This window comes from Bariatricus sp. SGI.154 (assembly GCF_050313795.1).
Taxonomy (GTDB): Bacteria; Bacillota; Clostridia; order Lachnospirales; family Lachnospiraceae; genus CAMBRQ01.
On record NZ_JBNPMC010000043.1, the window covers coordinates 18,546 to 30,276 of the forward strand.

Sequence of the window (11,731 nt, forward strand, 5' to 3'; positions counted from 1 at the left end):
CCGTATTCTGCCCTGTTTTGCCGCGATTTGCCGACTATAATTTTGCTTAAAGATTGTTAAATTTGTCACAGAATAAGCAAAATGCGGCAAAACGGGGCAAGTTGAGGACATGAAACGTAGTAAAATCGTAGTAAGAATTGGGGTGTTTTACTACTCTTCATGATAAACCATTTCTAAATTTTTCGAACCACATACAGGACATTCTTTAGGCATTTTCATAATTGCCGAATCATGATCCTGCATTAAACAATCTTTACAAAACAAATACTCCTTACTAAACAATGCCTTTCTTTTGGCAGCCAATTGTCTCATTATTTCCCATCTGGCCGGGTTTTTGCCAATTATAAAATCAGGTGTTAAAAACAAAGAGGTCTTTATTTTGAGAAAAGTATCATCAAGTTCAGTTTCTTTATAGTTATAATCATCATATAGGAAGAGTACATACCGTCTTTCTTTCTCTTCATGCCATTTATAATCCTTCACAGATAAAATCCAATATTGGAGAATATCCTGCAAAAATTGTCGTTTATCCAAATCATCCATCTCAAACATATCGACAATTTCAAATAAATAAGCTAGTTCTTTTTTTGCCTCTTCTTTATCATATATAACATCGAAAGTAATGACTTGCGAAATATAAGGTCGTTCTATTGTATCTGGTAAATCACTATCTGCTCCATCCTTTTTCTTTAATTTTGCTATTCCAATAGGAGCAATTAAATCCACAATTCTGTCATTTTTATATCCATATAAGCAATCTCCGTACCCATCTTGCATTTCACTACTGTTCACTGCTTTACTAAAACAAGACACATAATAGTTTCTCGTTGCCGTAAAATCAATATTCTTTATCCAATCATATTTTATCCAAGAAGTATCTTGAAAAAGCTCCGGTATTACTTTTTGCTCTCTTTCATCATTTAATAATTCTGTTTTTTTCATCCAAATTTGATGGTTTGTTATGCTGGCTTTCGCCACTTCTTTAGGAAGGTATTTACAAATATAATCTTCATTATAGTTGTGTCTGGATTTTAATATAAAATTACTAATCTGCATCATCAGAACACCCCTTGTAGGACGTACAACCGGTGACTGATTATTCATTTTGAGCAATTTCGCTTCCAAACCAAATAATATACGAAGTTCCTCACGTGTGAACTCCCAAAGTCTTTCTTTTTTACTTCCGTGCATATTACTTATATCATGCAACATCGCCGAATAAGCATAGGCTAGAGAAGATATATCTTCTTCTGTTGTGTTAAGATTTAATACAGATGTTACAACCTCAACTAATTGTTCCGCAAATGAAGCATTTTTTTCAATTGTATACTTCTGATACGCAATATGATATAACCTTAATGAAAGCTCAAGTCCTTGCTCATACGGCATAATTCGAGCAGAATCTTCGTCTTTGATTCCCAACACCGGATTGCACCAAGATGTCATCTTTATTAGTCTCGTTGTTTCTGTTATTATGTTGTATAAATAAGTCTTTAATGAGTTTATCTGATACATCGATCCCACTAAATATAAATAATTTATAATAGCAACTTCATACTCCGTCACTCTTACCCATCCATATCCAGTATGTTGGTTTAAATCATGCTCACATAGCAATGCCAGTAATACTTCTCGTGTTTTATATGACGGTTCTCTCCTAAATTCTTCAACTTTATCACATATAACATCCAATATATCCTCACGTGCATTTGCAGGCCAATCGCTAGGTTTTTCAGCCTCTTTAAATTCATATCCCATATTTTATTAACTTCCTTTACAAAATGGCAGATATTAAAATTCTTTCTTTTACTACTGCGAATATTCTACCATAAACCGCAGAATTTTGGGAGTAGGGAATGCAGAAAAAACGCCCTGCCGAAGCAGAGCGCCATGTGTTCTTTCTATATTAAATTGCCCGGAACATTTTCTGCGAAACCGGATTCTCTCCCTTGACCTTCTCCAATTCTTTTCTTGCATACGCCAGTTCTTCCATCCGCTTCAATTCATCCGCAGCATCCTCCAATCCAAGATGCGTGTAGGTATTCAGCGTCACGCCGATATCCGAATGCCCCATCAGGTATTGGAGCGTCTTTGGATTCATTCCTGACTTCGCCATGTTGCTGCAGTAGGTATGGCGGCAGACGTGGGGAGTGATGTTTGGAATCTGCACCCGGTAGATGTCATTGTACCGCTTGACCATGTGATTAAAGCGGTGTTCCCAATGCATCGCCACCAGGGGCATTCCGTCCTTATCTGTGAAAAGGAATCCCGTATGCCCATCCACCATCTTCTCAAATCTCGGTTTTTCTCGATCCTCAATGATTGCCTGAAAGCACCGAAACACATCTTCCGTCATGGGCAGCTTCCTCGTTCCGGCATTTGTCTTTGTGGCTTCAATCACATACTTCATTTCTGATGTTCTGAGCAACTGATGGTCGATATTGATGATTCGGTTCTCCAAATCAATATCCTTAAGCGTCAGGCCACAGAATTCCGAAATTCGCATCCCCGTATGGAACAGGATGTAAGCCACCTCATAATACTTGCAGTAAACATTATCATCATGGATGAATTTCAGGAACTTCCGCATCTGCTCTTTGGTAATGGCCTCTCTTGTTACACTGTCGTTGACAATTACCGTAGCCAGTTCAAAACCAAACGGGTTCTTGTGCAGAACATCGTCATCCACCGCCATCTGGAAGGCAGGTCGTAACACACCTCTGATTGAATGAATAGAACTGTATCCTTTGCCGTCACTCTGCAGCTTTATCAGAAACAACTTTGCATCGGATACCTTTACTTGAGATATTTTCTTTCCGCCGAAAGGTTCTTTTTCTAATGTGCGCTGCACGGTTCTGTAGCCTGCGCGGGTACTATCCCTTACTCCCGTTTTGGTTCTAAGGTAGCGCTCCACCAATTCTACCACCGTTATATTCTTGCCAACGGGGTCCATCTGCGTGTCCAGATCGTAACCGATCTGCTTTTCCAACTCCCGCAGGGAAAGGCACGGTTTCTTTCCGGACGGAAGTTTATCCGTAGACTCCAGCCGCCAACTGTACACAAAGTGCGGTTTCCCATTCACATGATATTTAAACTGGTATTTCCCGTCTGCACGGATGGATTCTCCCCGGCGGAGAACCCTGTGCTTGGAATCACGCCGGTTGCCTGGTCTTTTTGCCATTTATGTCCGCCTCCTTAGTTCTGGATGCTTTTCCAGATATTTTTCAAATTCGGTACGGATGATCAGCCTACGGCTGCCGTACATTGCCATAAAGGGCGTGTTCTTCCCCTCTTTCAGAAGTTTATAGAACTTTCTCCTACTGAGTCCAAAATATACAATTGCCTCCTCCTGATTCAGAATATCCTTCTGCTCGGCTGATGGTTTCTTCATTCTGTTTCTTCCTCCTCTCCCATAGTCAATGAATCCATGTATTCTTCAAATTTCTTACGAACGATCAGATAACGGTTTCCTAAAAAGATGGCATAGGCTCCAGTGTTCTGCTCCGCCATTTTTCTCATGTTTTTGATCCCAATGTTGAAATATTCTGACGCCTCTTTTATAGTCAGCATATACTTTTCACTAATCGGAATTACGGTCTTTCCGCTGCCTGCCACCCGGTTTGTTTCCTTCATGTCATGGCCTCCTTTTCCCGGTTTTTCGACCTTTTTAGGTCATGACATATATCACTCTAAAGCCCTGAAAAGTCAACTACTCACGGCAAGTAAAGAAAAATCAGACCGCAGAAGATTCCTCGATAAATTTCTCAAATTTTGTGCGTATTATGAGATAGCGGTTTCCGCTGTAAACCGCAAACCGGCCCAGGTTATCCTCCGCCAGACGCCGCATCTTTTTCACACCGATGTTGAAATACTCTGATGCCTCTTTTATGGTCAGCGTATATTTTTCGTTAATCGACACTATCGTTTTGCCGCTTTCTGCAACAGAATGTTCATTTGCCATGTGACCACCTCCTCAACATACGGAGATTTGAATGGCATTTTGAGGGGGTATGAAAACAAAAAAAAAAAGGACAATCCACACAAGGCAGATTGTCCTTTTAAATAATCTATCCTGACTTTTGCTTTTAAACGACCATCAATAGCCCGACAATTTCTTCTCCTCAAAATCCCCCATAAAATCCACCAAATATTTTACACCTTCAATTGGCATCGCATTATACAGACTCGCCCGCATACCACCAATAGCACGGTGTCCTCCGATGCTGACAATCCCATTTTGTCCTGCCGCCTTGATAAATTCTGCATTCATTTCATTTGACTTTGCACGAAATGTCACATTCATCAGAGAACGACTGTCTCTCCTTGCCACCCCCTCAAATAACTTACTCCTATCAAGATAATCATATAGAACAGAAGCCTTTTTCTCATTGATCTCTTTCATTTTTTCCAGGCCGCCTAATGCCTGAATCCATTTGATTACCTTTCCTACAATGTAGATATTATAGGTTGGCGGTGTATTATACAGAGAACGCTTATCTGCATGGATCTTATAACGAAGCATAGTCGGAGTCCATGGCAGGACATTTTCCGTAATCAGGTCTTTGCAGATAATTGCAATCACTAGCCCCGCAGGCCCCAGATTTTTCTGAATACCTCCAAATAACATCCCATAGTCCGACACGTTCATCGGTTCAGACAAAAAACAAGAGGACACATCATTGACCAGTACCTTCCCTTTACTATCAGGACACGTTTTAAACTTTGTGCCATAAATGGTATTGTTCTCGCACATATAAACATAATCAGAATCAGGCAGAATATCCAAATCCCTGCAATCTGGAATATAAGAAAAATTATCCCCTTCTGAAGAAGCCGCTACATTGATCTTCCCATACAATTTAGCTTCCTCATAAGCCTTTTTTGCCCAGTACCCCGTCAGAATATAATCTGCTTTTTTATTTCTCATAAAATTCATCGGTATCATAGCAAACTGCAAGGAAGTTCCGCCTTGCAGAAACAATACCTCATAATCGTCCGGAATATTCATCAATGCCCGCAGATCATATTCCGTTTCATCTATAATGGACTGGAACAGAGAAGAACGGTGGCTAATCTCCATAACAGACATACCGCTTCCCTTATAATCCATCATTTCATCAGCTGCTTCCTGCAAAACCGGCTCCGGCAAAACCGCCGGGCCAGCAGAAAAATTATAAATATCCCGCATTGAAATTACCTCCTGTAAACATTTTACTTTTATACTCCAAATTGTCGCCGCACAATCTGTATAATGCGCTGCATATCTTCCTCCGTATTCTTGATATCGCTCGGCAGACAAAGTCCCCGGTTAAAAATATCCTCACTTACGCTCAACCCTTCCTCCACCTGGATAAAATCATATTCAAAATCCGCCCGAGCCTGCTCATAAAGTTCACTATGATAATCTCTTGTCCCCTTCGAACAAGCCATAATGCAGGCACTGCAAGCGATACAGCGTTCCTCATTGGTCTGGCATGGATTTTCCGAACAAATGGCTTTTTGCGGGCAGATTTTCGATCATGCCCCACAACCAATACGCTTTTCATCACTGCACGGTTTAAATAGCACGCCCTCATAAAAAACCGTCATATCCCGGCGTTCCAAGCAGTCTGATTTCCCCCGGATTTCTGCTTCTCAAGCAGAGTTTAAAGCAATAATTCAAAAACAAGAAACTTCCTGGGAACACCTATATCCGCGTAGGTGATTTCAACAGTATCAATATAATGAAAACCGAAAGACATATACATTTTCTGGGGAACATCATTTCCTTCAATACAATCCAGGCGAATCGCCTTTTGTTTCCGTGCTTTTGCCGTCTGAATTGCATGCTCTACAAGTTTTTTGGAATTACCTCTTCCCGTATATTCTGGAAGGACACGCAGGGCATGAAGTATCATTATTTCATTTCTATCCGCTTTTATCTGCCATTGCACTGTATCATATATCTGATCGCATTCATGATTCATGATATAAGCCGCCATGATCCGGTCATCTTCCTTACCGATAAACTGGTCATGCTGTTGAATCGCATCCTCCACCATTTTCTGGGAGGGAAATCCGCCTTTATTTCCTTCTGGCAAAAAGCTTTTCTCCCCTAAAATTTCGCACATTACATTATAGAATTTCATCAATTCATCCAAATCCGCTAATTCCGCTTCCCTGATTTTCATTATTTGCTCCCTTACTACCAAACTCGTATAATCTAGCCTTTTAGATTTCTTGCTACTATATTGGGGCGAAAAATCTTCCCGTTCCCTCCACAATATTTCATTGTGGTATCTATAATCTTCCACATAACTTCTAATAGAAAATCTTCCTCTGTCGCCTCATTCCCTTCAATGATATATAAAATATTCCTCACATTTTCATCCACCTTCGTTTTATTGACCTGCCGGATCTCCAGCCGACATAAAACCTCATTGGAATCATCACAATAACAGTATTCATGCGGGTTCATCGGAACCGGCTGTTCCTGTCCCAGCGGAATATACTTTTCCGTACCGTCCGAAAACCGAACCGTCAGATTTCCGTCAACCTTATCCAGATTATGTGCCGCCACACAAAGCCTGCTCTCCATAGAGATCACATTATAAATATCCACTACCTGATTGATAAACGGCATATCCCCATGCTTCAACAGCATTTTTATCAGATTTTCACTGGATGGGATATTTTTTCTTCGCTTAACGCCGGATTTGTCATGCAGGATATGGTATCCCTCAAAAACTTCATCCCCATGAATATCCAATCCATCAAAGCGCTTCTGTAAATTTTCCAGCCTTACCTTACGTTCTGCCTCCCATTCAGGATTCCTCCCGGTATTATCCACACCTTCAACAGATCCAAAAACCACTTTTACGCCAATATCGGCAACCGCCTTTTCTATCTGATATTTCATAGTCCCATTCACTTCCCTCATATCTTCAGACCGGAAAACGCCCTTTCCAAATCCTCAATAATATCCTCTACATGTTCCAAGCCAACAGACAGCCGCACCATCCCGCTGTCAATCCCTGCTGCTTCCAGCTGTTCCTCGGTAAGCTGCCGGTGCGTCTCACTGGCCGGATGCAACACACAAGTACGGATATCCGCAACATGAACCTCATTGGACGCAAGCTGCAGGGTATTCATAAACCTCATGGCATTTTCTTTCCCACCCTTGATCACAAAAGAAATAACACCGCTGCACCCTTTCAGATATTTCTTTGCCAGACTGTAATTCTCATCCCTTTCCAGTCCCGGATAATTCACATGTTCCACATATCCTGACTTTTCAAGATACCTGGCAACAGCCAGCGCATTTTCACAATACTGCTTCATCCGCACTGCCAATGTCTCCAGCCCAAGGTTCAGAAGGAATGCGGAATGTGCCGCCGGATAAACACCAAAATCCCTCATAAGCTGCATCCTCGCCTTAACGATATACGCTTTCTTTCCATAGGTATCCGTATAAGAAATGCCATGATAAGATTCATCCGGCTCCGTCAGCCCCGGAAATTTCCCACACGTCCAGTCAAACTTTCCGCTGTCCACAATCGCCCCTCCAATCTGCACTGCATGACCGTCCATATATTTTGACGTGGAATGGACAATAATGTCCGCCCCATATTCAAAAGGCTTACACAGCACCGGAGTAGCAAACGTATTGTCCACAATCAACGGCACTTTATGGCGATGTGCAATATCTGCAAAACGCTCAATATCTAAAACCGTCAGCGCAGGATTTGCAAGTGTTTCCCCAAATAACGCCTTCGTGTTTGGCTTAAATGCCTGATCGATCTCCTCATCCGATGCGTTCTTGTCAATATAAATGCATTCAATCCCCAGCCTTTTCAGCGTATAAGAAAACAGGTTCACGGAACCGCCGTATATTTCAGTCAGGCTGATAAAGCTGTCGCCTGCAGCACAGATATTAAGCAGTGACAGCAGCACAGCCGCCTGACCAGATGTGGTACACATAGCTCCAACTCCGCCCTCCAGTTCCGCAATCTTGTCCTCAACCGCCATTACCGTAGGGTTTCCAAACCGTGAATAGATCAGCGACTTCATCGGGTCATCAAAAACCGCCGCCACATCCTCCGTGGAATCATAAACATAAGTCGTACTCTGCACAATCGGCACCACCCTTGGCTCCGTATTCTTAGGTGTATAACCAGCGTGCAGGCATTTTGTTTCATCTCTCATGAAAAACTCCTCCATATCTATCTAAATTTCTGAAAGGCATCTACTTAAAATATTCAAACCCTTGTTAATTTCATCTAATGTAATATTTAAGGGCGGCATGATTCTCAGTTTTTTCTTTGCCGTCAGTATAAGCAAGCCGGTTTTTGCACACCGCTCCGCAACCTTCCTTGCATCCAGCCCTTCATCAACCGATACTCCAATCATAAGTCCCATGCCGGATATTTCCGTCACTCCCGGCATCGTCCGAAGCTGCTCACATAAATAATCGGCCTTGGCAGAGACATCAGACAGAAATCCTTTCCTGCATATCTGATCCAGCACCTCAATCCCGCCTGCACAGACAACCGGATTTCCTCCAAAGGTAGAGCCGTGCTGCCCCGGCCCAAGAACCTTCCCGGCCACATCATCCATAAGGACTGCACCAATCGGAAGTCCTCCGCCCAGACCTTTTGCAAGTGTAATAATATTGGGACGGATATGATACTGCTCACAGCATAGAAACGTACCCGTTCTTCCGATACCGGTCTGCACTTCGTCTACAAGAAACAAAATACCATTTTCTATACAGACTTCTTCCACATACTTTGCATAGCTTTTATCTATGGCCGTCACGCCGCCCTCACCCTGCACAAGCTCAACCATGATCCCGCATACGGAATTATCAACGGCCTCCTGTAGCTGCTGTCTGTTGCCTGCCTCCACATACCGAAATCCCTCCGTAAATGGAAAGAAATGCTGATGGAAAGAATCCTGCCCCGTTGCCGCCAGTGTAGTGACAGTCCTTCCATGGAAAGAATTTTTAAGGGTAATGATCTGATTGCAGCGTTCCCCTTTCTTTTCCCGGCCATATTTCCTCGCAACCTTGATAGCACCTTCATTTGCCTCTGCCCCGGAATTGCCAAAGAAAACTTTTGCATACCCCGTCTCCCGGCACAGCCGTTCCGCCAGCAGCACATCCGGCATCGTGTAAAACAGATTTGAAGTATGCTGCACCAGCCTTAACTGCTCCGTAACAGCAGCCACCCATCCCTCATTGCAAAACCCCAAAGAATTTGTCCCTATACCGCTTCCAAAATCAATATAACTGTTCCCCTCAAAGTCTTCCGCCGTGGCACCATGCCCACACCGGACTGCAACCGGAAAACGCTGATAAGTATGGGCAATATACTCTGTGTCCTTATGAAAAATATCCTGATCCGTCATAATAACCTCCATATCCACAAACCTTTATTTCAATATGCTGTATACACATTCCAATAAAGTAACAGCAAGAATGATGTTGATCAGGCGGTAATGCCGCAGGTAAACCTTCTGGATTGCCAGCCCTGTACCGATCCACGCAGATGTAGCAATCGTTCCAATCGTCGCTATCACAAATTCAAAGAAAACCAATACCGGAAGAGCCGTACTGTAGTACGTCACATATCCGGTCAATGCCGTGATCCCAAAAAGATAGATCTTCACATTCACAAACTGCAGCATGAACCCTTTTAAAAAAGAGGCCGATCTCTCTCCGCCATCTCCATCTGGCCGGCTGACAGCGATATGGACTGCCAGCCAGAGGATATAAGCAGCTCCCACATACTTCATTACCCCCAGCACCTCCGGCAGCAGCGTACTCACCCCATAGACAAATACCGCACAGATCATCTGCACCACATAATACCCGGAGAATATACCGAAAAAGAGGGGAGCCCCTTTCTTCCATCCATAATTCGTCACGGTATTTAAAGCCAGGATATTACCCGGCCCCGGCGTGAACGCATTGATCACAGAATAAACAAAAAAATTACCTATCACATAGCCTGGCATGATAACGCCTCCTTCCACTTACGATTGTACAGCGGAATGCCATATGATAGGTAATACTGATTACTTATGCTAAAACATAGGCTGAACCTATGTTTCAATCTTTTTGATACTGCTTCAGTGCTTCTACATAAATCTCACCCAGCCGGGATAATTCCCTGTCTTTATTCAGGATATATCCGATCCGCATGGTCTCATCCCCTTCCAAAGGAATAGAAATGATGGAATCCCCATGGAGATATCTGGGGAAAATACCGCTTGAAATGGTATAGCCATCCAGTCCGATCATAAAATTCACGATAGCGGCACGGTCGCTGATCCTGATGCTCTTTTCCGCGATCTCATTACTGAATAATTCCTCTGCAAAATTAGAAGATTCATAAGCCCCCTGCACAAAGTTCAGCCTTGGATATGGTTTCAGATCTTCCAGGCTGACCTTCTCCCGATCCGCCAGCGGATGGCCTTTCCGCAGAAACACATGCGGAGTCGCCGTAAACAGTTCATAAAAATTCAGATTGTACTCTTCAAAAACTTTCATCAATACATTTTCATTTGCCTTACTAAGATAGAGTACCCCAAGGTCACTAAAGCGGTTCCTGACATCCATAATAATCTGATATGTCTGTGTCTCATTCAAAATAAACTCATATCTTTCCTGGCCAAACTGCTGCACCAGTTCCACAAAAGCATTGGCAGCAAATGTATAATGCTGTGTGGAGATACAAAACCTCTGCTTTTCCGGCTGATTATCTATGTATCGCGATTCCAGAAGTTCCATCTGCTGCACTACCTGACGTGCATATCCCAAAAACTCCATACCTTCCGTAGTCAATGCAACGCCCGCCCGGCAGCGGTTAAAAATGGTGATCCCGGCTTCATTCTCCACTTCTTTGACTGCCCCCGAAAGACTGGGCTGTGAAATAAACAATTCCTTTGCCGCCTCTGTGATGGAGCCTTTTTCCGCTACTGCTATCATATATTTTAATTGCTGTAATGTCATATCCATTCCTCCAATCATGCTCTTAATTATATATAGGAAACAGAACAAATACAAGTCTGAAACAAGGAGACTTTTTTATCAATTTTCACTTGCTTTCACACCCATATTAGGGGACAAATTTTCATACAAACGCAAAGGATACAAAACAGCAGGTAAGCACATCATAAAGTGTGTAAAACCCGCTGTTTCTTCGTTTCAATTCAATATATTGTGGTTTGGTGTCTTGAAAATGCACACCCCTTAAAGGTTCGGATACCAGCTCAATAAGTCCTCCCGGCCCTCTGCTTCCAGCTTTTCTACCACATAACGCAGAAGCTCCTCCGGTGTTGGGATTTCCCCGGCGCAGGGTATCCGTTCCCATTGCGCCCGTTTGACTGGATCAGGATCATTCCATCCGCGCTCAATCCGGGCAGAAATAATTTCTCGCATTTCGTCTACTGTAATATTCCGTTCACGAGCCAGCCGCTCAAAAATATGCTCACCCATCAGCAATACCTCCTGTAGAATATTCTTCCCATCAGTCTATCATACTATAACCGATTGTGACCTTTTAGGGATATGTTGTGTCTACCGATTATGACTATTATAGCACCGATTTGGGAAGTAGAATAGATACAGATGGGCAGGTGATGATATGGATGCGCAGAAACGCATAAGGCAGTTGATGGAGGAGCGTGGCTGGACGGATTACCGACTTGCAAAAGAAGCAAAACTCTCTCACTCCACAGTTACAAATAT

Annotated in this window: 13 protein-coding genes and 1 pseudogene; all 14 read right to left on the reverse strand. The window is 42.9% G+C overall.

Annotated features, from left to right (window positions below; all coding sequences use genetic code 11):
* Positions 1–150: 150 nt before the first annotated feature.
* Positions 151–1,758 (reverse strand): hypothetical protein, encoded by a 1,608-nt coding sequence (locus ACQRBN_RS15080; protein WP_427739854.1) that lies wholly within the window; start codon positions 1,756–1,758, stop codon positions 151–153.
* Between the two features lie 148 nt (positions 1,759–1,906).
* A complete protein-coding gene (locus ACQRBN_RS15085) occupies positions 1,907–3,181 on the reverse strand; it encodes a tyrosine-type recombinase/integrase (protein WP_427739855.1) in 1,275 nt (424 codons plus the stop codon).
* Positions 3,182–3,391: an excisionase gene (locus ACQRBN_RS15090; RefSeq protein ID WP_427739856.1), complete on the reverse strand. Its 210-nt coding sequence runs from the start codon at positions 3,389–3,391 to the stop codon at positions 3,182–3,184.
* A complete protein-coding gene (locus ACQRBN_RS15095; RefSeq protein WP_427739857.1) occupies positions 3,388–3,633 on the reverse strand; it encodes an excisionase in 246 nt (81 codons plus the stop codon). Before ACQRBN_RS15095 ends, ACQRBN_RS15090 begins: the two co-directional genes overlap by 4 nt.
* A 100-nt stretch (positions 3,634–3,733) precedes the next feature.
* Positions 3,734–3,961 carry an excisionase gene (locus ACQRBN_RS15100; RefSeq protein ID WP_427739858.1) on the reverse strand — a complete coding sequence of 76 codons (228 nt, stop codon included), beginning with the start codon at positions 3,959–3,961 and terminating at the stop codon, positions 3,734–3,736.
* A gap of 135 nt (positions 3,962–4,096) precedes the next feature.
* Entirely contained in the window at positions 4,097–5,188 is a 1,092-nt protein-coding gene (serC, locus tag ACQRBN_RS15105) for a 3-phosphoserine/phosphohydroxythreonine transaminase (protein WP_427739859.1), read from the reverse strand.
* 29 nt (positions 5,189–5,217) lie between these two features.
* Positions 5,218–5,358 (reverse strand): annotated as a pseudogene (locus ACQRBN_RS15110) (aminotransferase DegT); the annotation flags it as partial.
* 287 nt (positions 5,359–5,645) lie between these two features.
* Complete coding sequence (locus tag ACQRBN_RS15115; RefSeq protein WP_427739860.1) at positions 5,646–6,170, reverse strand: GNAT family N-acetyltransferase; 525 nt, start codon at positions 6,168–6,170, stop codon at positions 5,646–5,648.
* A gap of 32 nt (positions 6,171–6,202) precedes the next feature.
* Positions 6,203–6,898: a B3/B4 domain-containing protein gene (locus ACQRBN_RS15120; protein ID WP_427739861.1), complete on the reverse strand. Its 696-nt coding sequence runs from the start codon at positions 6,896–6,898 to the stop codon at positions 6,203–6,205.
* A gap of 17 nt (positions 6,899–6,915) precedes the next feature.
* Positions 6,916–8,184: an O-acetylhomoserine aminocarboxypropyltransferase/cysteine synthase family protein gene (locus ACQRBN_RS15125; protein ID WP_427739862.1), complete on the reverse strand. Its 1,269-nt coding sequence runs from the start codon at positions 8,182–8,184 to the stop codon at positions 6,916–6,918.
* A 21-nt stretch (positions 8,185–8,205) separates the two neighbouring features.
* A complete protein-coding gene (locus ACQRBN_RS15130) occupies positions 8,206–9,387 on the reverse strand; it encodes an acetylornithine transaminase (protein ID WP_427739863.1) in 1,182 nt (393 codons plus the stop codon).
* A gap of 24 nt (positions 9,388–9,411) precedes the next feature.
* On the reverse strand, positions 9,412–9,996 hold the full coding sequence (locus ACQRBN_RS15135; protein WP_427739865.1) for a LysE family transporter: 585 nt from the start codon (positions 9,994–9,996) through the stop codon (positions 9,412–9,414).
* Between the two features lie 94 nt (positions 9,997–10,090).
* The gene (locus tag ACQRBN_RS15140) at positions 10,091–10,993 is read right to left on the reverse strand and encodes a LysR family transcriptional regulator (protein ID WP_427739866.1); all 903 of its coding nucleotides are present in this window, start codon (positions 10,991–10,993) and stop codon (positions 10,091–10,093) included.
* Between the two features lie 240 nt (positions 10,994–11,233).
* Positions 11,234–11,479 carry a hypothetical protein gene (locus tag ACQRBN_RS15145; protein ID WP_427739867.1) on the reverse strand — a complete coding sequence of 82 codons (246 nt, stop codon included), beginning with the start codon at positions 11,477–11,479 and terminating at the stop codon, positions 11,234–11,236.
* Positions 11,480–11,731: the final 252 nt, after the last annotated feature.

Bases quoted from the DNA above. Each gene is read 5' to 3' on its own strand.
- ACQRBN_RS15080 (WP_427739854.1), bottom strand. From the start codon at position 1,758: ATGGGATATGAATTTAAAGAGGCTGAAAAACCTAGCGATTGGCCTGCA.
- ACQRBN_RS15085 (WP_427739855.1), bottom strand. From the start codon at position 3,181: ATGGCAAAAAGACCAGGCAACCGGCGTGATTCCAAGCACAGGGTTCTC.
- ACQRBN_RS15090 (WP_427739856.1), bottom strand. From the start codon at position 3,391: ATGAAGAAACCATCAGCCGAGCAGAAGGATATTCTGAATCAGGAGGAG.
- ACQRBN_RS15095 (WP_427739857.1), bottom strand. From the start codon at position 3,633: ATGAAGGAAACAAACCGGGTGGCAGGCAGCGGAAAGACCGTAATTCCG.
- ACQRBN_RS15100 (WP_427739858.1), bottom strand. From the start codon at position 3,961: ATGGCAAATGAACATTCTGTTGCAGAAAGCGGCAAAACGATAGTGTCG.
- serC (WP_427739859.1), bottom strand. From the start codon at position 5,188: ATGCGGGATATTTATAATTTTTCTGCTGGCCCGGCGGTTTTGCCGGAG.
- ACQRBN_RS15115 (WP_427739860.1), bottom strand. From the start codon at position 6,170: ATGAAAATCAGGGAAGCGGAATTAGCGGATTTGGATGAATTGATGAAA.
- ACQRBN_RS15120 (WP_427739861.1), bottom strand. From the start codon at position 6,898: ATGAAATATCAGATAGAAAAGGCGGTTGCCGATATTGGCGTAAAAGTG.
- ACQRBN_RS15125 (WP_427739862.1), bottom strand. From the start codon at position 8,184: ATGAGAGATGAAACAAAATGCCTGCACGCTGGTTATACACCTAAGAAT.
- ACQRBN_RS15130 (WP_427739863.1), bottom strand. From the start codon at position 9,387: ATGACGGATCAGGATATTTTTCATAAGGACACAGAGTATATTGCCCAT.
- ACQRBN_RS15135 (WP_427739865.1), bottom strand. From the start codon at position 9,996: ATGCCAGGCTATGTGATAGGTAATTTTTTTGTTTATTCTGTGATCAAT.
- ACQRBN_RS15140 (WP_427739866.1), bottom strand. From the start codon at position 10,993: ATGACATTACAGCAATTAAAATATATGATAGCAGTAGCGGAAAAAGGC.
- ACQRBN_RS15145 (WP_427739867.1), bottom strand. From the start codon at position 11,479: ATGGGTGAGCATATTTTTGAGCGGCTGGCTCGTGAACGGAATATTACA.